Source organism: Pseudomonas hydrolytica (assembly GCF_021495345.1).
GTDB classification, from domain to species: Bacteria; Pseudomonadota; Gammaproteobacteria; order Pseudomonadales; family Pseudomonadaceae; genus Aquipseudomonas; species Aquipseudomonas hydrolytica.
Window position 1 is genome coordinate 2,496,747 of the sequence record NZ_CP099397.1, and the last position, 22,656, is coordinate 2,519,402.

Annotated in this window: 26 protein-coding genes; 12 read left to right on the forward strand and 14 right to left on the reverse strand. The window is 56.4% G+C overall.

The genetic code is table 11. The features are described from left to right. Positions 1-334 precede the first annotated feature (334 nt). The 3 genes from L1F06_RS11535 to L1F06_RS11545 all read left to right on the forward strand — a co-directional run bounded on the left by L1F06_RS11535 (position 335) and on the right by L1F06_RS11545 (position 4,012). Positions 335-2,098, forward strand: coding sequence for a transposase family protein (locus L1F06_RS11535; RefSeq protein WP_252576762.1), 1,764 nt, complete (start codon positions 335-337; stop codon positions 2,096-2,098). Between the two features lie 64 nt (positions 2,099-2,162). Then, complete coding sequence (locus L1F06_RS11540) at positions 2,163-2,951, forward strand: TniB family NTP-binding protein (protein ID WP_252576763.1); 789 nt, start codon at positions 2,163-2,165, stop codon at positions 2,949-2,951. A 2-nt stretch (positions 2,952-2,953) separates the two neighbouring features. Continuing rightward, positions 2,954-4,012 (forward strand): TniQ family protein, encoded by a 1,059-nt coding sequence (locus tag L1F06_RS11545; RefSeq protein ID WP_129482682.1) that lies wholly within the window; start codon positions 2,954-2,956, stop codon positions 4,010-4,012. Positions 4,013-4,016: 4 nt separating this feature from the next. On the opposite strand, the gene L1F06_RS11550 is transcribed toward L1F06_RS11545, so the two are convergent. Then, complete coding sequence (locus L1F06_RS11550) at positions 4,017-4,226, reverse strand: hypothetical protein (RefSeq protein ID WP_129482683.1); 210 nt, start codon at positions 4,224-4,226, stop codon at positions 4,017-4,019. A 55-nt stretch (positions 4,227-4,281) separates the two neighbouring features. Further along, positions 4,282-5,271: a DNA-binding protein gene (locus L1F06_RS11555; RefSeq protein WP_129482684.1), complete on the reverse strand. Its 990-nt coding sequence runs from the start codon at positions 5,269-5,271 to the stop codon at positions 4,282-4,284. 182 nt (positions 5,272-5,453) lie between these two features. On the opposite strand from L1F06_RS11555, the gene L1F06_RS11560 reads away from it, so the two are divergent. Continuing rightward, positions 5,454-6,413, forward strand: a complete 960-nt coding sequence (locus L1F06_RS11560; RefSeq protein ID WP_129482685.1) for a site-specific integrase — start codon at positions 5,454-5,456, stop codon at positions 6,411-6,413. A 28-nt stretch (positions 6,414-6,441) separates the two neighbouring features. Here the strand turns inward: L1F06_RS11560 and L1F06_RS11565 are convergent, their stop codons facing one another. After that, on the reverse strand, positions 6,442-7,338 hold the full coding sequence (locus tag L1F06_RS11565) for a hypothetical protein (RefSeq protein WP_177491128.1): 897 nt from the start codon (positions 7,336-7,338) through the stop codon (positions 6,442-6,444). A gap of 89 nt (positions 7,339-7,427) precedes the next feature. Here L1F06_RS11565 and L1F06_RS11570 point away from each other — a divergent pair, with 89 nt between their 5' ends. After that, entirely contained in the window at positions 7,428-7,976 is a 549-nt protein-coding gene (locus L1F06_RS11570) for a 3'-5' exonuclease (RefSeq protein WP_129482686.1), read from the forward strand. Here L1F06_RS11570 and L1F06_RS11575 read toward each other — a convergent pair. From L1F06_RS11575 to L1F06_RS11590, 4 genes are all read right to left on the reverse strand, one after another. Then, the gene (locus tag L1F06_RS11575) at positions 7,973-8,464 is read right to left on the reverse strand and encodes a Mov34/MPN/PAD-1 family protein (RefSeq protein ID WP_129482687.1); all 492 of its coding nucleotides are present in this window, start codon (positions 8,462-8,464) and stop codon (positions 7,973-7,975) included. The two genes, L1F06_RS11570 and L1F06_RS11575, sit on opposite strands and share 4 nt — an antisense overlap. Beyond that, positions 8,461-9,936 carry a ThiF family adenylyltransferase gene (locus L1F06_RS11580; RefSeq protein WP_252576764.1) on the reverse strand — a complete coding sequence of 492 codons (1,476 nt, stop codon included), beginning with the start codon at positions 9,934-9,936 and terminating at the stop codon, positions 8,461-8,463. Before L1F06_RS11580 ends, L1F06_RS11575 begins: the two co-directional genes overlap by 4 nt. A 292-nt stretch (positions 9,937-10,228) precedes the next feature. Next, positions 10,229-11,482 (reverse strand): nucleotidyltransferase domain-containing protein, encoded by a 1,254-nt coding sequence (locus tag L1F06_RS11585; protein WP_129482689.1) that lies wholly within the window; start codon positions 11,480-11,482, stop codon positions 10,229-10,231. Next, complete coding sequence (locus L1F06_RS11590; RefSeq protein ID WP_129482690.1) at positions 11,482-12,657, reverse strand: SAVED domain-containing protein; 1,176 nt, start codon at positions 12,655-12,657, stop codon at positions 11,482-11,484. Before L1F06_RS11590 ends, L1F06_RS11585 begins: the two co-directional genes overlap by 1 nt. A gap of 249 nt (positions 12,658-12,906) precedes the next feature. Between L1F06_RS11590 and L1F06_RS11595 the strand changes: the two genes are divergently transcribed. The 4 genes from L1F06_RS11595 (at position 12,907) to L1F06_RS11605 (ending at position 14,727) form a co-directional block, all read left to right on the forward strand. Beyond that, positions 12,907-13,647, forward strand: a complete 741-nt coding sequence (locus L1F06_RS11595; RefSeq protein ID WP_129482691.1) for a hypothetical protein — start codon at positions 12,907-12,909, stop codon at positions 13,645-13,647. A 30-nt stretch (positions 13,648-13,677) separates the two neighbouring features. Then, positions 13,678-14,067, forward strand: a complete 390-nt coding sequence (locus tag L1F06_RS11600; protein ID WP_129482692.1) for an antitoxin Xre/MbcA/ParS toxin-binding domain-containing protein — start codon at positions 13,678-13,680, stop codon at positions 14,065-14,067. A gap of 228 nt (positions 14,068-14,295) precedes the next feature. Then, complete coding sequence (locus L1F06_RS25000) at positions 14,296-14,388, forward strand: DUF4113 domain-containing protein (protein WP_353851027.1); 93 nt, start codon at positions 14,296-14,298, stop codon at positions 14,386-14,388. 87 nt (positions 14,389-14,475) lie between these two features. Further along, complete coding sequence (locus tag L1F06_RS11605; RefSeq protein WP_289781961.1) at positions 14,476-14,727, forward strand: BPSL0761 family protein; 252 nt, start codon at positions 14,476-14,478, stop codon at positions 14,725-14,727. Positions 14,728-14,842: 115 nt separating this feature from the next. Here L1F06_RS11605 and L1F06_RS11610 read toward each other — a convergent pair whose 3' ends face one another. Both L1F06_RS11610 and L1F06_RS11615 read right to left on the reverse strand, forming a co-directional pair. Beyond that, positions 14,843-15,076: an AbrB/MazE/SpoVT family DNA-binding domain-containing protein gene (locus tag L1F06_RS11610; RefSeq protein WP_129482694.1), complete on the reverse strand. Its 234-nt coding sequence runs from the start codon at positions 15,074-15,076 to the stop codon at positions 14,843-14,845. A gap of 13 nt (positions 15,077-15,089) precedes the next feature. Further along, a complete protein-coding gene (locus tag L1F06_RS11615; RefSeq protein WP_129482695.1) occupies positions 15,090-15,371 on the reverse strand; it encodes a helix-turn-helix domain-containing protein in 282 nt (93 codons plus the stop codon). A gap of 83 nt (positions 15,372-15,454) precedes the next feature. On the opposite strand from L1F06_RS11615, the gene L1F06_RS11620 reads away from it, so the two are divergent. From L1F06_RS11620 to L1F06_RS11630, 3 genes are all read left to right on the forward strand, one after another. Continuing rightward, entirely contained in the window at positions 15,455-15,892 is a 438-nt protein-coding gene (locus tag L1F06_RS11620; protein ID WP_177491136.1) for a hypothetical protein, read from the forward strand. 86 nt (positions 15,893-15,978) lie between these two features. Continuing rightward, on the forward strand, positions 15,979-16,584 hold the full coding sequence (locus L1F06_RS11625; RefSeq protein WP_129482696.1) for a DUF6088 family protein: 606 nt from the start codon (positions 15,979-15,981) through the stop codon (positions 16,582-16,584). 485 nt (positions 16,585-17,069) lie between these two features. Then, a complete protein-coding gene (locus tag L1F06_RS11630; RefSeq protein WP_129482697.1) occupies positions 17,070-18,059 on the forward strand; it encodes an arsenic resistance protein in 990 nt (329 codons plus the stop codon). Positions 18,060-18,096: 37 nt separating this feature from the next. Here the strand turns inward: L1F06_RS11630 and arsJ are convergent, their stop codons facing one another. The 5 genes from arsJ to arsB are packed head-to-tail and all read right to left on the reverse strand — an operon-like array spanning position 18,097 to position 22,655. Beyond that, on the reverse strand, positions 18,097-19,320 hold the full coding sequence (gene arsJ / locus L1F06_RS11635) for an organoarsenical effux MFS transporter ArsJ (protein WP_129482698.1): 1,224 nt from the start codon (positions 19,318-19,320) through the stop codon (positions 18,097-18,099). 9 nt (positions 19,321-19,329) lie between these two features. Continuing rightward, positions 19,330-20,334: an ArsJ-associated glyceraldehyde-3-phosphate dehydrogenase gene (locus tag L1F06_RS11640; RefSeq protein WP_129482699.1), complete on the reverse strand. Its 1,005-nt coding sequence runs from the start codon at positions 20,332-20,334 to the stop codon at positions 19,330-19,332. 25 nt (positions 20,335-20,359) lie between these two features. Then, positions 20,360-20,860, reverse strand: a complete 501-nt coding sequence (locus tag L1F06_RS11645; protein WP_129482700.1) for a cyclin-dependent kinase inhibitor 3 family protein — start codon at positions 20,858-20,860, stop codon at positions 20,360-20,362. A 17-nt stretch (positions 20,861-20,877) separates the two neighbouring features. Then, positions 20,878-21,594 (reverse strand): arsenical resistance protein ArsH, encoded by a 717-nt coding sequence (arsH, locus tag L1F06_RS11650; RefSeq protein WP_129482701.1) that lies wholly within the window; start codon positions 21,592-21,594, stop codon positions 20,878-20,880. Positions 21,595-21,596: 2 nt separating this feature from the next. After that, positions 21,597-22,655, reverse strand: a complete 1,059-nt coding sequence (arsB, locus tag L1F06_RS11655; protein WP_129482702.1) for an ACR3 family arsenite efflux transporter — start codon at positions 22,653-22,655, stop codon at positions 21,597-21,599. Position 22,656 lies beyond the last annotated feature (1 nt).

The window sequence follows — 22,656 nt, forward strand, 5'->3', positions numbered from 1 at the left end:
TTGATCAAAAAGTACATTTTCAAAAACTCAACTAAAACAATGGCATAAACCGCCGCAGGCGTAAAAAGTAGACAAAAAATGGCAGAATCCTGCCTATAGTCTACTTTTTAAATATCCCATCTAAGTCCTTGATGAATTTCAGTCGAACCTTTCACGCTGACAGACTGGGGTTACCGCTGTCTGTACCTTTTAATCTTTCACATCTCTCTAGATCTTCATATCTATAACCTTTGCACCGGCTAAGCCTGCTGGTGTGCCACTAGAGTGAGAATAGGTTGTGGTAGATCAATTAAATCGCGGAGAGCTTGTTGTGGCGAGGGGCAAACTCGCGAGGGTGCAACAAGAATTCAGCCACAAAAATATTAGAGTTATGATATGCGCTACTAAAGAAGTTTTAATGGTGGCGAGGCGCGATATTGAAAGGATTGATGAGGTTGAGATAATACAGGTTGAGTCCTCATTGGGGGCTAGTTTAATAAATTGTACTACCGAGCAGTTATCCCTTGCGGCAGATCGGTTCAATATCATCAAAGCCTGGCGAGCAGGCGAGCTCTCGATCGCTGAAGCATGCTCCGGCCTAAACATTTCAAAAAGTTATTTTTATCAGTTGAATCGGAAATTCAATGAAGAGCTAGGCCCTATATCGGTTGTGCTTGTCAAAAGAGGCATGAAAGAGGGGGTTACACGCCTAAGCGAGGCGGTTGAAACCATCATCCAGGAAGCCACCAAGAAGATTTATAATTCAGAAGGGGCTAGTTACAGCAAAGTTTGGGTTGAGGTTGATGTCGCCTGCAGTGAGCAGGGTATTCCCTCACCCTGCAAAGATACAGTTTTGCGGCGAGTGAAGGCCATATTACCAGAAAGGAAGCGCGTGCAAACAAAGCATGGCAGTGACGTGGCGTCACAAAAATACTCCGCGCGCCCCGGTAAACTGAATCTCGATAGACCCTTGCAATGGGTGCAGATGGATCACACTCTGGTCGACATAATATTACTTGCCGATGATCGAATTAACATAATTGGACGCCCATGGTGGACAGTGTTAATTGATGTTAAGACAAGAGTTATTCTCGGCTACTACCTTAGCCTTCACGTACCATCAGCGATTTCTGTAGCTTGTGCGTTGACCCATAGTGTCCTGCCTAAGTCTATCTTTGTAAATAAAGTCGGATTAATGCTGGAAGATTATCCGTATTATGGAAAGCCTGAAGTTTTGCACATGGATAATGCTGCGGAGTTTACAAGCCCGAAGTTTAAGGCGGGATGCGCTGCTTTTGATATTCATCCAGAGTACCGACCGATCGGGAAAAAGCATTATGGTGGGCATGTTGAGTCACTGATCGGAACCTTTATGACAACGAAGGTCCATTTGTTGAAAGGGACAACAATGTCTAATGCGGTGGCGCGCGGAAAGATTGATAGCGATAAAGCCGCCACTATGACATTTTCTGATTTTTCGCGGTGGTTCGCACAAGAAGTTACGGTATACCACTCAACTATTCATAGCGAGCTTGGCACTAGTCCTCGACAAGCATGGACGGAGTATTTTGCTCCGAATGGAGGCGTTCCGTACCCGCCGAGAATTCCTGACCCCGAACAACTTAGGCTTTACTTTATGCCTGAGGAAACCCGAATGATCAATCCGTACGGAGTCCGTCTTCATGGCAACATCTATTGGGATCCGGTCTTGGCGGAACATGTTGGCACCGCCAGCGCTATAGTTAAATTTGATCCGTTTAATTTAGATGAGATATGGGTAAAGTTGAGTGGTAGATTTTGCTCTATTCGTCTTTCCGATTTAACTTTGCATGCGCAAAGCTTCGAGGAGTACCGTGCGAGCAAATTCTTCAGGCTTCCTGTACGACTCGGGGCAATTGATGATGATATTGGGCGCTCAGCTTATAGAGAAAAACAGAATATTGAGAAGCAAAGTGCCTCTCTGACACGAAAGGCTAGGCGCCAGCAGGCTGCCGAAAAAGAGTATCACGAGGCATATCCGCGGCCTATTGTCGACAACCTGTTACCTAGACAGTCTCCAGAGAAACCAGACTATTCGGTTACTCCTAAACGCTTCACTCGTGAGGGCGGAAATGAATAGCGATCATGTTAGGCTCGACGTACAGACGTTCATACATGCGGACATCAACACTCGGATCGGTGCCGTGCAGCAAGAACTCTGGATCGATAATAATTCAAGCGAAGCTGTTTTTCGCATTATGAACAACATCCATGCCGTACCTGATCGGCTTAGTGCGCCTGCCCTACTTGTAGTTGGACCTGGTGGGTCTGGAAAGACCGCCATTATATCCAAAATACCGCAGCGCGTTAACGGTAGCGATGGTCTGATATTCATTTCCATGGCTGAGTCGCCCGAGCTACATGTAAAGAAGAATCTGAGAGCTGAATTTGCCCACGCTTTAGGCATTCCCCTCATGCCTGGGAGCGGCGCCAAAGGTGGATCAGAATTTCCAAACGAGATTCGAGAAGTGATTCGACTTAGGAAGATATGGGGCGTGGTAATAGATGAATTTCACGACGCGCTGCTTCGTTCCAAGCAAGAGCAGAGAATTAATATGTCCATTTTGAAAAAGCTGCTTGGCTCAGAATATGGTTTGAAATTGTTCTGCTTTGGCACGGTAAGCGCTCGAAATGCTCTGCGATCAAATGATGAGTTTAAACGGCGCTTCCATGAAGTAATCCTAAAAGATTGGAATGAGGACGAGGAGTTTAGGGCTTTTTTGTTCGAAATCGAAGAGTCTCTGCCATTAAAGCAACCATCTCATTTGTACTCCGAAACGATGGTAAAGGCCATATTGTCCATCACAAATGGTCGAATGGATAAAACCCTTGAAATAATCAGAAGTGCTGCATGTTATGCGATTAAACTAGGGGTCGAGCAGGTGAACATAGATATGTTGCAGCGAGCGAATATGAATCCTTGGGGATACTAGGCATGCTATTTTTTGGCCTGCCTGCTGCGGGTGTTGACGAAACACTTTCTTCGTGGCTATTTCGCTGCAGCGTCAGCCGCCATGTTCAGAATTTCAAGCGCATTGGACTTTCTGAGAAACCTACTAGTTGGTGGGAGGGGCTGGAAATTAAATCTATTGATCCAGATGTTGATTATTTAGAGGCCAGCAAACGCTTCGCTCGAAATATGAATGTTTCGTTTCATGGAAATTTTGAACAGTTTTTTTCGTTCAAAAGAAGCGATGTTGTTGATTGGAGATATCGTCGTTTTTTCTGTCCAGATTGCCTTCGGGCTGATGTGGCTAATGGTCGATTGCCGATGTGGAGAAAGAGCTGGTGTTATGCGCATTCCTCGATTTGTATGATGCACGGAAAGCATCTAGAGTCGCTGAATGATGCGTCAAGGTATTCGAAGGCCTGGGAAGCTTTTGCTAATATTTGTAATTCTGTCCCAAGAGGAGATGCTAATGTAGGGTGGAGCGGAGGGGGATTCTGGTCTGCTACTGTTTCTAGAGTTGAGAGTTCCATGATCAACTGTGTTGGCGGCGAACGCACCATTCAGCAGGAACTATTTAATAAGTTGTTTGGTATTTTTCTTCAAGCTCCTTATCGCAATGGTCGGGGAGGGGCGGCGCGAATTAACTTTTATATAGAGAAAGGTGTTCGATTCGCCGCACCTACTTCTCTAGAGCACAGCGTCTCAATCGGCCCATCTACTGCCGACCCTTCTAGTCGAATCGGAAGCTTCGTACTGGCCGCGATATTGCTCGATGCCCTTCCTCTTTCGAGATACAGTTTAATTACAAAGATTTTTGAGGATGGACGGAGTGGCGTAGTTTTGCCGAGAGATATCCATCTGGCTGCAGCATTTCCATCTGTCGACAGGGTGGGCTATCAGGCTCTTCGACGGATTCTTGGATATGTGCCTATGGGGAGGTTTCCGCTTCTGGATAGACACCTCCAGCTGCAACAAGATCGATATGTTCGAGACGGGGCGTTTGATGGCCATTCTCTGGGAGATTCGGCTCACCAGCAACAATAGAGTTTCAGGGCTTGTTCGCAATCTTGTCGCACCATTCCTTCTCCGACTTTTGAAGCTCACGCTGGAAAGCTTCATCAAGCAGGCTCGGTTTCTTCTTCCAGGGCTTTTTGCTGGACTCAATTTGCGCGGCATAGAGAACAACCTCGCCGCCGGCGCCTTCATATTCCTCTGCCTTGCGTGAGAGAATCTCTCGTAGTTCGTCTTTCGTTGGCATTGATACTCCTGTTGCGGGTAGCCCCCTAGGGCGGCAGTCGCCTTTACTCGCTCTTTTAAGGCGCTAATTCATTCTCTGGCGGCGATACCTTCGCGAGTAGCTTCAATTGGTCAGTTATTTCGGCTAGCCGTTCTTGCAGGTTCTGTACTTGCTGTGTTTGCGCTGTGCAGGCTTCATCGAATTGCGCCACTTCCCCCCGCAGAGCCTGACACTGCCGCTCAAGCGTGTCATTCGTGTGCTCCATATCGGTCAGAGTGCTTTGAGCGCTCTCCAGAGCCTGGTCCCTCAGCGCGAGGAGCTGCTCCAGCGCATGCTGATCTTTCTGATGCTGCCGTGCCTCCGTGACCAGCCTTGCATTGTCGCGATTCAGCTGAGTCAGTTCGTCCTGCTTGATCATCAGCGTTTGTTGCAGCTGGCGTATCTCGACCTGAAGCTGGCTGGTCTGGGTTTCATGGCGGCGCTGCTCCTGCTCACGCTGCTCCTTGCTGGCCTGGCGGTAATGCTCCATGCCATCACGAGCGTGCTGATGCATGTCTTCGAGCGACTGGATCCGCTCGTCGCGCTCCCGCACTCGCACCTGCAGATCCTGCAGGGATTGCACCATCCGGGCGTTATCGACTTCTACGGCCTGGCGCTGTTGTTGCTCCTGGAGAGTCAACTCTTGGGCCGCTTGCAGCTGTAGAGTCAGGCCTGAGCACTGTGACTCTAGGTCTCGCATCCTGGCCTCGAGCACGGCCGATTGCTGATGTACTGCCGCGCGCTCGCGTAGCAGCGTTTTGTGGGCCTGGGCCACGGACTGCTGAGCCTCTTGCTTCAATTGATCCAGAAGCTGCTCGATGAGGCCAGTTAGCGTAGTGCTCAGCACATCGCTGGAGATAGCCTGTTCGACGCTTTCCAGCTCCTTCAAATAGCGGTGGATGGTGGTCTTGGAACCGGTGTTGCCCAGCTCGATACGCACCGCATCAATGCTGGGATGAATGCCGCGGGCGAGGAGGGCATTCCTGGCTTTCTGCACGATCGCTTTGTTGATGCCGCCGCGGGCCATAAGTGGAACTCCTGACGATTTCGTTCTGTGGTATGTACCATGTAGATACATAGCACTTTATCAAATATTTTCTCTCTGCTCCGCTCGTGATCTAGAATTGGGTAATCACGAATTATCCAAGGTGAAGCGGCTTTTTCGTCGTTTGGCAGTCGCTCACCGGTACACCAAGGGGATGAGCTCAGATGAGCCAGGAGATTGAGCGGTACCTGCAGGCCGGCACCCGCGCCAACACGCGGCGCAGCTACCAGCAGGCGCTCGAGCACTTCGAGGTGACCTGGGGTGGCTTCTTGCCGGCGACCAGCGATGCCATCGTGCGCTACCTGGTCGACCACGCCGCCACGCTGTCCAGCAACACGCTCAAGCTGCGCCTGGCAGCCCTGGCGCAGTGGCATGTCAGTCAGGGTTTTCCGGATCCAACCAAGACCCCACTGGTCCGTCAGGTCCTCAAAGGCATCCGTACGCTGCATCCGCGTCAGGAGAAGCAGGCCGAACCCTTGCAGCTGCGCCAGCTCGAGCAGTGTGTGCTGTGGTTGGAGCAGGCCGAGGGGAGAGCACGAGCGGAGGACGACTGGCCGCGGTTGCTGCGCTGTTGCCGCGACCGTGCACTGGTTCTGATTGGCTTCTGGCGGGCGTTCCGCAGTGATGAGTTGTGCCGCCTGCAAGTCGAGCACATCCAGGTGCGGGCCGGGGAGGGGATGCAACTATTTCTGCCGTGGAGCAAAGGCGACCGCGACAACCAGGGCCAGACCTTCAGCGCGCCGGCGTTGGCCAGGTTGTGCCCAGTACAAGCCTACGTCGACTGGATCAGCGTGGCGGGCATCGCGCGTGGGCCGGTATTCCGTGGAATTGATCGCTGGGGGCATTTAGGTGAGCAGGGTTTGCACCCAAATAGCATTGTCCCACTCATGCGCGCCGTACTGCAGGCGGCAGGGCTGCCTTCGGAGCTGTACAGTAGCCACTCGCTGCGCCGCGGGTTTGCCACCTGGGCCACCCGCAGCGGCTGGGATCTCAAAGCGCTGATGCAGTACGTAGGCTGGAGCGATGGCCAATCCGCATTGCGCTATGTGGAGAGCACAGGAGTGTTCCCTGGGCAGCTGAGTGCGCTACAACACATCTCAAACTGGCCCGAGGGACTGCCATAAGACCGCCTTCCGCTACCCCAATCTGCACCTAGCTGCGCACTGGGAACACCAGCTCGTCATGTGCGGTGCAAATGAGTCGATGGTCCAGCACATGGAAAATTGCAGGGTTCTTGGCATCCTGGGCACCCACAAAGAAGAGGTAACTGCGGGATGCCTGCTTGTCTTTTTTGGCTTTTATGTTCTCTTGGCGGGCTATTTCCAGCTCATTTTTCAGTCGCCCGCGGGCAGCTGCTGACCACTTGCTCCAAAGGACGACCACCTGGTAAGGCGTTAGTTTTTTTTCCTCCCATTCGCCCGCGTTGAGTGAAATGGTCAAGTGTTCGGGCGATTCAGCGGCTGGCGTCCAGGCCAGTTCTCCATAGAAAACACGCGCATTAGGACATGGCTCCAACCCTTTCGACCGAAGTTTCTTGAAGGCGGTTTGATAGGTCGTTGGGGCAATACCTGGGATGGCTAAAGAAAGATGCCTATCGAAGGGGAAGCGCAAAAAAGCGCGGCAGATAGGACGAATACTGTTTGCTGCGCGTCGTCCCTCTCGGCGCACCAGGCCAGTGGCTCCATCCGACCGCCTGACGCTCTGTGTCTGAGACTCGGTGTGAGGTAGCGCAGGATCGACGATTGTACGGTCTTCAATCAGCTGCAGCCGGGCGGGTGATAAACCTGGCGAGGTCTCCAACTCCTGCTGAACACTGCCGCGCTTGCCCTGCGCTATAACCTTGATTTCGCCCTCCACCTCACAACCTGAGACGTGAGGGTCGCGCAGTTGAAAGTGAGCCCGAACCAAGTTCTCCGGGCGGTAGGAGCGCGGGAAGGCCTGAGTTTGGCAACCAGGGCATTGGTAGCCATAGGTATCCACTGCCGCCAGCAGTTTAAGGTCCTCGGCCTCAACAATTTCCTGGGTAATACGATCACGAGCGTTGTCCATGACGCTGACGTCTCCATGGGGGGTGGGTGTTCGGCTTATGCAGCTCACCGCATACTGTCCGAATGGATTGGACTAAATAAAGGGGTGAAATGGTGAGCGATGAGCTTTATGTTTCCGTCGACGTAGAAACTTCCGGGCCGGTACCGGGCATCTATAGCCTGCTTTCCATCGGCGCTTGCGTCGTCTCAGAGCCCGCCCAGTCAATCTATCTCGAGCTCCAGCCAGACGGCCTACAGCACGATCCGGAGGCTGTCGCCGTAACTGGCCTTGACCTCACCAAGCTCGAAAACGAAGGACTAGCCCCACAGACGGCGATGCTCAAGCTGGAGCAATGGTTGAACCAGCTATGTTCGGCAGATCAGAAAGTCGTTTTCGTGGGGCTGAATGCCCCGTTTGACTGGTCGTTCATCAACTACTACTTCCATAAGTATTCTGGGGCGAACCCCTTTGGGTTCACCGCACTCGACATGAAGGCGTATTACATGGGGGTTACCGGATGCCGCTGGAAGGAAACTAAATCCTCGCAAATGATAGCTCGGCTCAACCCCCAAAGCGCACCCAACCATAACGCGTTGGACGACGCACGATTTCAGGCGGAGCTTTTTGCGCTAATGCTGGCAGAAGGGTGTAACCGCTAACCTGGCCAGCTACCCCATGCAGCTTCAACATAACGCCCCTCCCTGAAGGACCAAGCCTTTATGCCTTCAGGGCTGCTGGAGTTGCCCACGATGATTGCCAGCGGGTGCGGCAGATCTCGCGTGTAGCGCGCTGCAAACCTGGAAAAACTCCCGACATCAGTGGGGGAGATCATAGGAATGCTTTGCGGGTGAGTATGCCAGTACCCCACCAGTCGGAGCCCGGCAGCATTGGCTCGTTCAATTTCATCTCGGCAGCGGTGGGCATTCAACTCCAGCCAAGTTCTTCCAGCCCGATCATCTCGATGGGGAGGAGTCGCCAAGGCAAGTACCAGTCCGGCAGCGCTTGCGGGGTCGACAAATAGCTGTCCCCCACGCTCCACATCGAAGCGCCTCTGCCGATAGCGCTCCAACAGGTTCGCAACGTCCTGCGATACCAACAGATGAGTGTCCACCCCGGGCCAGCTCCATTGCCAGGCGATTGCCGTCATCGAGCTGTCTCCAGCTGCTCCGGCCAATCGCGCTCCAACTGAGCTTGCTGCATGCCAGCAGGTAGTTCAGGCCCCAGATACTGCCCTCCCAGCGTCGCCACGTCGTGGGGGCCATTGATGCTGCTGACCCAGATTGGGGCTCCGGTGCCGCCGCTCAATGCTCGTAATGCGGCCTGAGAGACCATTGAAGCAATGTTCACCATTCCCAGAGAACCTCCTGGGATGAAACTCTCTCCACAGGCGGGAAGGGCGACAACGCCACCTTCCGGCCACTCGGTGAGCTTGTGCCTAAATTCACCGTTTTCTGTGAATAGGCCTCGAGCATCAAATGCACCCGATGGGGCAAGGAGCACATGCCCCACCTGCGTATGAGGTTCGCTCCAGGCCTGGAGTAGACCCCAGGATGTGCCATTCGACTTGGAGCTCCACAGAGCCACCTCTGACTGCCAATCCGCAGTGGTAACTACGACCAGATCCGCTTTATCAAATACTTCGGGATTCTGGTACATCACCACTTCAGCGAAGTCTGCGAACGCAGCGACCTCCGTGGTAGGTAGGTCTTTGCGAATTCGCTCCTGAAGCGCTTCGGCCTTGGCCAGGCCTAGGTCATCGGCCCCGAGTACATGCCTGCCGAGATTCGCCGACACCAAGTAATCCGGGTCAATGAGTGTCAGATGCCCAACACCCGAGCGTGCCAACTGTAGGGCAACCGTGCTACCCAACGAGCCCACTCCAACACAAACTACGCGAGCCGCTTCCAGGTTCTGCGCCACACCGCTGAGGTCACGGGACAAAATCTCTGTCCGATCCAGTACATCCAGGGTCGTTGCTCGGATCAGAACTGGGGGATGGCTGACTGCTACTGCTGGCCGGCGCCGAGCTGAACGCAGGTAAAACTTTGATCCTCGATCCAACTGCGGGCCGTACGCGCGAACGTTAAGGCAGTAGATCGGAGCACCGGCATCTCCCGGAAGCTCCAAAGCGATCCAGCGGTTAGGTAGTGAGCCACGCTCATTGAACCAAGCCAGCAGCTGCGCGCTGTCGCCAGGAGCAAGGTGTGGAATGAGCCATGTGAGCACTAACTCAGGGGCCGGAATGCGCAGGTTCGGATAACTCTGAAGCTTTGCGTAGAAGCCTGGCGTCTCGGGAGCACGCATCCTGGGGGATCTGCCAATCGTGCGTCTGCAGTGTCTTTTCAGTGATGACAGATCTGTTGCGAGCCAGACTGTTTCCTGGCCGGACGGCAACGCTTGTCGAGGATCGCTTAGACCAAACAGCTTCGAGGCAGCTTGAGGGCGATCCAGAAGAATAAGGTTTTGTAGAGACAGCCCCTGCTGCCTCGACCAGTAGGATGTGATTTCGCGCCGAAATTCGGCTTCCCGGGCAGCCGCGCATGACCCCATTTGGGACAAGCTCACGATCTTGCGTAACCGAGCAAGGCTATCCGACACCACGTATTCAGGGGTGCCCATCACTGGGCGCTCTTGGAAGCCATGCAGACAAAGCCCGACGTCCATGGCGTGGGGCCATATAAGCCATGGCGAAGGTTCGACAGTAAGCCTTAATCCGCCGCGGGGGAAATTCCTCGGAAAGCTAATACGTAGCCGACGCTCTGTGCCCGTATAGTCAACGGGCAAAGGAAAGTAATAACTCGCAGCTTCGTCAGCCCGTGTGGTCGCAGGCTGAAGCAGTGCAAGTGCGGCATCTTCGCCAAGAGCGCCTCGCAGCGCGGCTATGCCCCGCTGCAGAGGCGTCTCCATCTGATCAACCAAGACGCCCAACTGGCTTCACATCCTCTTGTGAATTCGCTGTTCCGCTGACACCGCCAAACAGTGCGCCCATCGATGTGGAGTTTCGGGTGGTTCCATCCGGGCGGCCTGGCATCGTCCAGTTGGACGGAATCTCGCCATTCACTGCCGAGATGAAGGCAGGGCCGATGCCAAAGTTTTCCTGAACTGCCTTGGCAAAGGCCTCTGCGGACTCGAAGCTCTCAAGCCCCATTGACACGGATGCGCTGGCATTCGAGTGCCAGTCTTGGAACGCCCGGCGGTAGCGATGTCCTTCACTCGGTCTATTCCATTTCTCCGCGAAGTTTTCACCGCTGTCGGCGGGGTTGCAGACCAAGCATTCGTTCCCGCGGTGTTTGACGTGATCTGGCATCCTCCGGACGATTTCGAGGATCGCGTCCAGCGGCCTTAGCGGCCTCGACTGAGACTCTTTCGCCACGTCCAGGTAGGCATGAGTGGCGAGTGTAGTGATGACTGCTGAAATAGGCCGGAAGCTCTCATTCTTGGTCCGAATGGCCCACTCATCCCGATGCCGCTTCAGCAGCTTGATCGTCGCCCGAAGTGGGTCTTGATCGAGGTACTCCTCATATTGAGGCAACGGATCCTGAGTGGCGGCATCAAAGGCACGCTGACTTTTCGCGACAGCCAGGTGCTCCTCGAAGGAGATCGTCTGGGTAGAAGCGACCTGCAGCCAGTTAGAGTAGGGGATGGGGCTGCTCGCCTTCCATCCTGTCTCCCGATCTGGCACTTCCAGCTTACCTTCGCCATTGCCCTGAGAGTTCCCATTGATGGCACGCGCTGGCGTGACATCAATATGGAAGCCGGGGTTTTCGTCGGCATAGACGATCCGGATGCCGCGACGCAGCGGTTTGATTTCTTCCTGAACGCGGCTGCCGGCTCTGAATCGCTCTTCGATAGCCTCCAGAATTGCTTGAGCGTCCGCCCCCTGAGCATGGGGAAGCCAAATGATCGCGTCCGCATCGATGGTGTCCAGATCCTCGGGAGCACCAGAAACGGGTTTAATCGTCGTCTTCAGGCGCATGGAGCCCTGAGGAAAAATATGTGCTCCTGCCAGTAGCGGATCGCTGGATGCATTAAGGATTTTCTGCAGTTGGGAGTATCGATCGCTGATCTTCTCGTACTGTGCTTCCGACAGCGAGATCTCCCGTGCTGCGCGGAGCAGAAAGTGTTCCCAGCTCCCGCGCTTGGTCTGTTCATTGCTCATGGACATCAGCGGATCTCCTGGGCCGGGCGGCCCAACTGTAGTGTTGGCGTGAACCTGTTTTGGTTGTCTTTGTCTCGATCGAAAATCAGGTAAGGGTGCCGATGTTGCGTGGTAAGCAAGGCACCGAATTCAATTGCCAACGCAGCTGGGATGGCTGCAAACACATGAATTGTGTCCGCCGTCGCGGCCTCAAGTCGGCTCAAGTGCATTTGTAGGGCGTCGCGAAAAGCGTGAATCACGCGACGGTTCTGAACCATCGCGTAACTCGGTTCTGGGATGCTTAACTCTGCGATACGTGCGCCAGGTAGTGCCTCCTCGACGTCGCGAAGCGGGACCTGAGCGGAGATAGACAGCACCAGTGCAAGCTGGCCATCCCCATCCACAGGGGGGCGGAACAAAAACTCCGGTGGCTCAGCTGACTGATTAGGCCAACGTAGCTGATGCTCGCGGTTGAACGAGAAGAGCAGGCGCTTGGAGCGATCGCCTAAGGACTGTCCCAGCATCATCAGCGCTGGGATATCTGCCAATCCCACCACGGCCAACGTAGGGGAGTCCCCATAGGCTCCTCCACGACGCCTTAGCTGCTGCTCTAACTCGTGCTGAACGCTGTCCTGGATGCTCTGCCAGTAGTGGGCATCCCTGCCACGATGACTGGGGGCCGGAAAAGTAATCTTGATGGCATGATCGAATGCAGTTAGTCCCTCTGCGGACATCGCAACCAACAGATCACGAATAGGGATATCGTTGATCGTCGCGAAATGCTGACTCTGCACAATCAGCGGAATGGCTCTGCCGCCGTCAGGCGTGGTTGCCGCAAGCCGGACTCGCTCCAGATAAGCCTGGTGCAGGCCACTTAGATCGCTTTCCGGGTATCCGTCAGCATCGCGATCGATTTTGTCGTGGCAGCCTGGGCAGAGAAGCATGAGATTAGCCGGGTCATTGGTAAGCGACTCGGCCTTGGCTTCATTATGGTCAGTTTTGCCTCTCGGGCCCTTCGGGCTAGCGGGCAGGATGTGAGCTACCTCGCCCCATTTCATGGGCTTTCCTGCACGATAGTCGTACATGAGGTCGGTGCCGCACAGCTCACAATGACCAGCAGCCTGGGTCCACACGACGCGCTTTGTCACGTCGTCAGTGTCGTAACGACCGGTGGCAGGATTGGCTTTTTCTTGTTTTCCCACTAGGCCTCCTCAAGGCATCTGGATCGCTGATGCGTACTGGCTCTTTGAGATCAAGTGAGGTCGCAAAACCGGATTTCAAGGGGAGGGAAGCGAAGCGGCTAAAATATGATCTTGTCGCGCTTAGAGGGGTTGAGCTTCGCCCGGAGGTAACTATTGAAAACAGGGAGCAAATCGATCCCACGCTTTCTCGAGCCGTAGTAGTAATTTGCACAAACTAACAGCGCCAAGAGGCTGAACGGAGCCCAACTAATGAAAAGTCCGGTGTTCCACAAGCCCTATCTTCTACTTGAGCTTGCCCCTGACCGACGCAAGCGCAAGCGCCAACTGGGAAGGATAGTGACTGACGTTCCGCTTCGTTCTGAAGGAAGGTCTTCGGACCATACCGAGATCTACTCAATCATCTGGATGCTTCGGACTGACTGCCCCGAACAGATGCAGCCGATCAAGGTGGTTCACTCGGACCGTCCAGATATTCAACTTCAGTGCGCAAACTTAACGATTGGGATCGAAATCACCGAGGCCGTTTCCAGTAACAACGCCAGCATGGATCGGTTGCGCGAGACAGAACCGCATCTGTGGCGAACACCTGATGACGATATCGCCATCTTCTTTCCGCGCAGGGCCGGCGTGGGCGAGGACAAGCTCACAGCCAAAGCCCAACGCCAACTGATACGGGACAATCAACCCGGTGAGCCATGGTGCGGCAATGGCGCCGAGAGCTGGGCCGAAGCGATGGCATACTTCGTGTCGAAGAAGATTAAGAAAGCAGATGGTTACGCCCGATTCGATCAGAATTGGTTGCTTATCTATGACAACTGGAATGAGCCTAGCCGCCGAGTTGAATTGGCGGACGCCGTTCTTGACCGCATATTCCAGTCGGAGGGAGTCTTCAACACCTTCGACAGGGTAATGATCCAAGATGGCCATTCCCTAGCGAGTTTCTGCGCATCAGGCATTCGCAGGCAGCGGAGGCCCCGGCACGGCAGATAACTGAGCCGTCGACCTCACCAGAGGGTTGTCATGATGAAGAAGCTTATTGAGCAAATTGGACTGCCCCAGAGCCATTACAACCTGCACCTAGCGATCAAGGCGGGACTCCCCGCTGAGCTAACCGCTCGTCTGGGTGAGGTGCTGGATGTTGATTCCGGCACCGTAGCAGGCTGGATCGGAAAGGTTCCGGAGGCCTCCCTCATGACCCCTGCTGAGGGCGATGCGTTTTGCCGACTCGCGGACTTGGCCGACGTGCTGATCAACGTGCTGGAGGCAGATCACGCCGCAGCGACTCGCTGGCTCACGTCGCCTAATATCGCGTTAGGAAACCTGCAGCCCGTTTCCCTGCTGAGCACCGAGGTCGGTGGGCGGGCTGCACGCCAAGTGTTGCTTGCTATCGAGCATGGTCTGCCGGCCTGACTGAAGGTCATCTTCAAGCAGGCCTTGGCAGCGGAGCTCTGCATCCAGTGGAGTCACCAGCGGCCACCGATCATGAATCCAGGCGTACTCCGCCGGCGGGTCTGAGCCAGCGCGGAGAGGTGACCTCAGACCTATTCACTTCGGGGCCGCGCCCAGGTGCCGAAAAGCTGATGGCAGTGATCCAGCATCAACGAGCGGGAAGGGCGGGACGCTGTGCGTTTTGGCCGAGTGTCGAAGAAGCCGAAGCGGGCGATGCGACGTGACATGTTGAGCCCGCGCTATACAACTTGTTGGGACGAGCTAATTGGCGTGCAAGGGTAATTTCGCTTGTCAACGAGGTGCTGGTGATCATGACCGAGTTGGGTGAAACTCACTGCATCCGGCTTTCTGGGGGAGATGGTAATGACAATGCCAGATGAGCGCTCACGCGCGGTGGTACAAACCCGGGATTTCCTCGTCAAGTTGTCGCGGGATAGCAGCCTGCCCGAGCAGGTGCGGGACGATGCAAAGTTTCTGTTGCGCCACTTCCCTTCGCGAGATGACGTAATCCTGGCCGGGAGGATAGAAGAACAATCGGAGACCTTGCCATTGGGGACTATGGGACCAGTCTTCAGCTCCACATTCAAAGAGTTCGTTCCGACTTCTGCCGGCCAGAAATGATAAAGGCGGCCTTAGGGGCCGCCTCGAACCAAGTTTCATCACCGGTACAACGCCCGGGAGAGGAAGCTCTTGGGCTGCGCGTATAGGATAGCTGTCAGGGCGTCGTGAAACTAGGTTATTTCGCAGGGGGCTTCGAAGCGGAACCGTCCCACATGCTCACAAGCTCATCTATACGATCTGGAATCTGCGGCGAGTTGCTGAGCACGATACAGCGGGCGGAGCCGACATATTCTTCGATGAGATAGAGGCTGTCTCCGACGTCAACACCCAGCTCCTGGAGCACCTCATCGGGGATACGAATGGCTCCATCGCCATCCCAGTCTTCGATTACCACCTGCACGGACTTCATCTAGGTATATCTCTCACCGGCTTCCCTTTAGGCTCGTGATTTCTCGTTGGATCTTTTTCAGCAGCTCATCAGGCTTCAGTCCAGGCGTCTGCTTTTGATATGCCAGAACCAGCAGGGTCAGAGGATGAATGCCGACCACTTCGGCGATCTGCTCAACCTTTTCGATGGATGGCTTCCACTTGCCACGCTCGATCGCGCTGATGTAGCTCTGGCTGGGCCCCAAGCCTTCCTGAGGCAGCTCCTTCGAATTTCGCAGATTCTTGATCACCAGACCAAGGGCTTCGTTGAGTTCCATTTTGCTGTCTCGCAAAAGGAACGATGAAGCCTTTTTAGCGCCTCTGGGGCTATGCTATATATAGCTTAAAAGAGGGTGTGCTGATGTTTATCACGTACAGGCGCGCTGAAATCGCGTATCCGCCGCTGCTGGGAGAGGGCACCCAAATGTGGCGATTCGTCGAATTCGAGGAGCATCGTCCTTGGTTCTACGTGATGATCAACCGGCGCCAGAAGGCATCAGCATGGAGAACGATGCTTCTCATTCCCTCAGAAGAAGAGCTCGAAGACATGCTGAAGAGGCGCGCAGCTGGGACGCTGATCGAAGCGGTCCAGGTTGTACTGCCAGCCCGTCTGAATGGATCCAATGACTGGACGATGGAGAGGCTCATAGAGCTGGTCAGGGTCTATGACCAGGACGAGCGAATCTTGGGTTATGACTTCACTACAGCTTCAGGCCATACGTATTCTCAGAGAGAATGTGGGCACACGCTGGATGCAGCTAAACATCAGGTTTATAGCTCCTCAATGTGTTCTGCCTGATTGTGCCGGGAGCGGTTGGGCTGGCAGAGAGATTTCTCTCCATGGACGCAGAGGTGATGCTTCTAGCCCATTGGCGGTAAGTCAGCATGAAACGACTTAACGAGTTGATCCTGGAAACTAGTCAGCGCTTTCCAGAGGGAGAAGTGCTTACCCCGGAACGATTCCTGAGTTTGGGGAGCCGTGCTGCCGTATCGCGATGTCTGTCCCGCTTGGTGCAACGTGGCTGCCTGATCAGGGTCTCGCACGGGATCTATGTGATGCCAATAGCCACAAAATTCGGTCCACCTGACTTCCGTCCTCCAGCACCCTACAAGGTTATTCAATCGCTAGCAGCTGTCACGAACGAAGTCATTGTTCGGCACGGGGCTTATGTAGCGAATGCGCTAGGTCTAACGACTCAGATGCCTTTGCGCGAAATTTTCCTCACCAATGGTCACGCCCGCACGCTTCAGTTTGGTGCTTATCAGGTTGAAATCAGGTGCGCGCCGGCATGGCTAATGTCGCTTGGAGCGACGCTGGCTGGGGATGCAGCTCGAGCGCTGGCATGGATCGACGCGCCCTTTGCAATGCAGGCCGCGGCGAAACTTCACGCCTTGCTGCCCGATAGCGAATGGCTGGCGTTAACGTCGGCACAAGGATCTATGCCGGAGTGGATGGCTGATGCAATCTGCGCTCAGTCGAATCGCGCTTGATCCGTTGAGCCCGCTCCCAGTACGACGCCGCTCTGACTGATTTTTCCTAGCTGCTGACCTCGGCGACGGGGCAATCGGACAGCATCAGTTTAGACGTCCAGAGGGGGATTCTATAATCGCTCTATAATTAACTATAAAGCCCACTCTAGAGCACCTGTCGGCGTCCAAGTTTTTCGCCGGATTTTCTAGCAGCTGGTGTCTTCCTCATGAGACAGGCGTCTGTGCTTGTCTGGTTGTTCAGCGCATGATGCTCTGCGCGATCATGCCCCATAGAGCCTTGGAAACTTCATGTGGAAGCTGGTGATGCCCTCGGCCGAGGTGCACCAGATCCGCCCTCCGTGGGACTCGACGATCGATCTAGTGATCGCCAGCCCAAGACTCAACCATATGGATGCGCCGTAAAATACTAAAAGCCACCCTGGCTGGAGAGGGCCCTGGAGTCCAGGGTTTCCTCCAGACCTTTGCAGTTTGATCTTGAGGGAACCATGACGAGAGATGCACTAGAGCAGAACCAAGTACCGATCTACTTCGTGGCAGTGATTGTCGCGGCGATTGGTGGGCTATTAGCTCCGACCGCAGCTCAGGGGCTGTCGGCCCTGGTTACGCCCGCCATCGCTGTATTGATGTATGCAATGTTCCTTCAAATTCCGTTACTGAATTTGCGGGAAGGCTTGCGCAACAGATTCTTCATGGCAGCGCTCCTGATCGCCAACTTCGTTCTGATTCCCCTGTTGGTTTGGGCGCTGACCCGTTTCCTGGAAGGCCAGCCGGCCATCCTGATCGGCGTGCTGCTGGTACTGCTCACCCCCTGCATCGACTACGTGGTGGTGTTCACCCATATTGGCCGAGGTGATTCTCGCCTGATCCTTTCAGCGACCCCTATTTTGCTGCTGCTCCAGCTTGCCTTGCTGCCGCTCTACCTCAGCCTGATGCTGAGCGGCTCCTCTGGAGTGGTCGTGTCGATAGGCCCCTTCGTTGAAGCCTTTCTAGCTCTGATCGTGGCCCCACTGATCCTGGCCTTGCTGACTGAGGCTTTAGTCAAACGCTCCGCTGCGGTGAAGGTATGGGCTGACGCCTGGGCCTGGCTACCAGTGCCGGCAATGGCGGCAGTGTTGATCACCGTGGTCGGCTCACAGATTGCGCCCGTGGTGAATGAGTTCGACAGACTTGCCCCAGTGCTACCGGTCTATATCGCCTTTGCTTTCCTGGCTCCGATCATCGGTGCCTGGGTATCCAGAGCATTTCGACTTCCTGCCGGCGCGGCAAGAGCGGTGACCTTCAGCTCCTCGACCCGCAACTCGCTGGTGGTTCTGCCACTAGCACTGGCGCTGCCTGAGGATTTGCGCGTCCTAGCCGCCGCCGCAGTAATCACTCAGACCCTGGTCGAATTGGTTGCTGAACTGATCTACGTGCGGGCTGTGCCGACGTTTCTTTGCCGTGACCGCTCAGAGGTGAGCGAATCACTTAGTCGCTGAATTAGGGTCGAAGAAAGGGGGGCCATTAGGCAGCCCCTTACGAGGCTGGCGTCGAGTGCCGAGGTAGCGCGATAGAAATCAGAGCTGCCAGCAGCACGAAACCACTGGAAACCCACAGGCAGGCTTCCAGCCCGTACTGCTGGAACACCCAGCCGGAGAGCAGCGTGCCGAGTAGGCGCCCCAAGGCGTTGGACATGTAGTAGAAGCCCACGTCCAGGGACACCCCGTCCTCCTTGGCATAGCTAACGATCAGGTAGCTGTGCAGCGACGAGTTCACCGCGAACAGCACACCGAACAGCATCAGCCCGCCCAGCAGTACCACCTGTGCCGACCAGCCGGCGCTCAGCCCTAGAGCAATCAGCGCCGGAAAACCGGCCAGGGCCAGAGCCCAGGAGAAAGCAGCGCGGCCATCAGGCACGTGCCCGCTCTTCTTGCCGGTGATACTGGGGGCGAAGGACTGCACGATGCCGTAGCCGATGATCCAGGCGGCAAGGAAGCTCCCAACCAGCCAGAAGTCCCAACCGAATACGGTGCTCAGATACACCGGCAGCGCCACCACGAACCACACGTCGCGAGCGCCGAAGAGGAACAACCGGGCGGCCGAGAGGATGTTGATCGCCCGGCTCTTGGACAGCATGTCGCGGAACTTCGGCTTGGCCTTGGCCTTGCCGAGATCCCTCCTCAGCAGCACCAGGCTGCCCAGCCAGATCAGAGCCAGTACCGCCGCCATGGACAGCACTGCGCCCGTGAAGCCGAGCAAGGCCAGCAGCGCACCACCGAGGAAGAAGCCCACGCCCTTGAGCGCGTTCTTCGAGCCGGTGAGGATGGCCACCCACTTGTACAACGTACCCTGTTGGTTGTCCGGCACCAGGAGCTTGATCGAGCTCTTGGCGGACATCTTGTTGAGATCCTTGGCGATGCCAGACAGCGCCTGGGCGCCCATTACCCAGGGCACGGTCAGCCATGCGGCCGGCACCGTCAGCATCAGCAAGGCCAGCACCTGCATACCCAGGCCGATGTTCATGGTGCGGTTGAGGCCGAGGCGTGCGCCGAGATAGCCGCCCACCAGATTGGTGATAACGCCGAATATCTCGTAGAACAGGAACAGCGCAGCGATCTGCAGTGGCGTGTAGCCCAAAGTGTGGAAGTGCAACACCACCAGCATGCGCAATGCGCCGTCGGTAAGGGTGAACGCCCAGTAGTTACCGGTGACCAGCAGGTACTGACGCACTTCCACGGATAGGGCTGACAACGCCTTCATGATTGCTGATTACTCCGCCGCGCCGACCAGCCGGGCCAGCTCCGCCGCGCGGTTGGCGTACCCCCACTCGTTGTCGTACCAGGCGTAGATCTTCACCTGGGTGCCGGCTACCACCAGGGTCGACAGGGCGTCGATGATCGAGGAGCGCGGGTCGGTGCGGTAGTCGATGGATACCAGCGGACGCGCCTCAAAGCCCAGGATGTTCTTCAGCGGGCCTTCGGCAGCTGCCTTGAGCAGAGCGTTGACCTCTTCGGCGGTGGTCCCACGCGCTACCTCGAACACGCAGTCGGTCAGCGAGGCGTTGGCCAGCGGTACGCGCACGGCATGGCCGTTCAGCTTGCCGCGCAGCTCGGGGAAGATCTCCGCGATGGCCGTGGCCGAGCCGGTGGTGGTCGGGATCAGGCTCATGCCGGAGGCGCGGGCGCGGCGCAGATCCTTGTGCGGGGTGTCGAGGATGCTCTGGGTGTTGGTCAGATCATGGATGGTAGTGATCGAGCCGTGGCGGATACCCAGGTTCTCGTGGATCACCTTGACCACCGGCGCCAGGCAGTTGGTGGTGCAGGAGGCGGCAGTGACGATGCGGTGCTGCGCCGGGTCGAAGAGGTGCTGGTTGACGCCCATCACCACGTTCAGCGCGCCTTTTTCCTTGACCGGTGCGCAGACCACCACGCGCTTCACGCCCTGATCCAGATAGGTCTGGAGCACGGCGACAGTCTTCATCTTGCCACTGGCCTCGATCACCAAGTCGCAGCCGCTCCAATCGGTATCGCCGATGGCCTTGTTGGCGGTGACGCGAATACGCTTGCCATCGATCACCACGTTCTCGCCATCGCTACCCGCTTCGTGCTGCCAGCGGCCATGTACTGAGTCGAAGTTCAGCAGGTGGGCGTGGGTGGCAGCATCGCCAGCCGGGTCGTTGATCTGCACGAACTCCAGCTCGGGCCAGTTCCAGGCAGCGCGCAGGGCCAGGCGGCCAATACGGCCGAATCCGTTGATACCGACTTTGATCGTCATGGTGCGGTCTCGCGTAAAGGTGTGGTCAGTTGGTCGCGTCGAACTGGTTGATCCAGTTGAGATGCGCTGGATGCTGAATGGCTTTGGGGCGCAGGGCCTGCACCAGGGCGATGGCATCGACACGTGGGATGCCTGCCTCGATCAGAATGCGTGCAGCGATCAGCCCGGTACGACCGGAACCACCCTTGCAGTGGATGGCCAGCGATTGGCCCGCGCGAAGTTGATCGAGGATCGCCTGGCGGGACTCTCGCCAACCCTGGCCGAAATCTTCGAGCGGCACTTGCTCATCGGACACCGGCAGGTGATACCAGCCGAGATCAAAAGCCTGGCAGTGCTTGGCAATCTGCTCGGCGCCATTGGCGGCCAGCTCGCTCTGCGGCATCAGGGTGATGACCGCCGAAGCGCCGGCTTGCTTGAGCGCAGCCAGCGCCTCCTCAAGCGAGGTGTCCTTAGTGCCTGGGCAGGGCGTGAAGATCAGCTTGCCAGGAATACCGGGGATGCTGAGCAGGTCGTGCGGATGACTCATCTAAGGTGTTCCTTCGATCAGATAGCGCGCTGATTGACGCGCTTGGAGAGTTCTTCCGCCGATTCCTTGCGCTCGGAGTAGCGGTCAACCAGGTAGTCAGAGCGATCGCGCAGCAGCAGGGTGAACTTGACCAGTTCCTCCATCACATCCACTACACGGTCGTAGAACGAGGACTGCTTCATCCGGCCGTCCGCGTCGAACTCCAGATAGGCCTTGGGCACCGAGGACTGATTGGGGATGGTGAACATGCGCATCCAGCGGCCAAGCACTCGCAGCTGGTTGACCACGTTGAATGACTGCGAACCGCCGCAGACCTGCATCACCGCCAGGGTCTTGCCCTGGGTCGGGCGAACCGCGCCAATGGCCAGCGGCACCCAATCGATCTGCGCCTTGAATACGGCGGTCATCGAGCCGTGACGCTCGGGTGAGCACCACACCTGGCCCTCCGACCACTGCATCAGCTCACGCAGCTCCTGAACCTTGGGATGGCTATCCGGAGCATCGTCCGGCAGCGGCAGGCCGCTCGGATCGAAGATGCGGGTCTCGGCGCCGAAGCGTTGTAGCAAGCGTGCGGCCTCTTCGGTCAGCAGGCGGCTGAAGGAGCGCTCGCGGCAGGAGCCGTAGAGCAACAGGATGCGGGGTGGGTGAGTCGAAGCCGACTCGATACCGAGCTTGTCTGGACTCGGCAGGTCAGCCAGTTCGATGTCCAGGTTGGGTAGCAGATCGTCTTGCATGATTACTCCTGGGGAACAGTGGCGGCGCCGTCAAACCAGCGGCGTTTGAGCCACCAGGCGACACCAACCAGCGAGATCAATACCGGCACTTCAACCAGCGGGCCGATCACCGTAGCGAAGGCTACCGGCGAGGCCAGACCGAAAGTGGCGATGGCCACCGCGATGGCCAGCTCGAAGTTGTTGCTGGCCGCGGTGAATGCCAGCGCCGTGGTGCGCGGATAGTCAGCCTCCAGCAGCTTGCCCATCCAGAAGCTGATGAAGAACATCACCACGAAGTAGATGGTCAGCGGGAAGGCGATGCGCAGCACATCCAGCGGCAGTTGCAGCACCATGTCGCCCTTGAGGCTGAACATCGCGACGATGGTCAGCAGCAGCGCCACCAGGGTCAGCGGGCTGATACGCGGAATGAAGCGCTCGCTGTACCAGGCCTCACCCTTGCGCGCGATCAACAGCTTGCGGGTGAGGAATCCGGCCAGGAAGGGAATGCCAAGATAGATCAGCACCGACTCGGCGATATCGAAGAAGCTGGTCTCGATCACGCTGCCCTGCAGGCCGAACAGTGGCGGCAGCAGGCCGAGGAAGATCCAGGCGTACACACTGAAGAACAGGATCTGGAAGATGCTGTTGAAGGCCACCAGGCCGGCGACGTACTGGTTGTTGCCACCGGCGATCTGGTTCCACACCAGTACCATGGCGATGCAACGGGCCAGGCCGATCAGGATCAAACCGGTCATGTACTCGGGCTGGTCGCGCAGGAAGATCACTGCCAGGGCGAACATCAGCACTGGGCCGATCACCCAGTTCTGGATCAGTGACAAAGCCAGGATGCGCTTGTCGCTGAACACCTGCGGCAGCTCCTCGTACTTCACCTTGGCCAGCGGCGGATACATCATCACGATCAGGCCGATGGCGATTGGGATGTTGGTCGAGCCCACGGACAGGCTGTTCAGCCAGACCGGAAAGCCCTCGAACAGGCTGCCCAGAGCCACGCCCAGTGCCATGGCGAGGAAGATCCACAGGGTCAGGTAGCGATCCAGGAAGGACAAACGACTCTTGCTCATG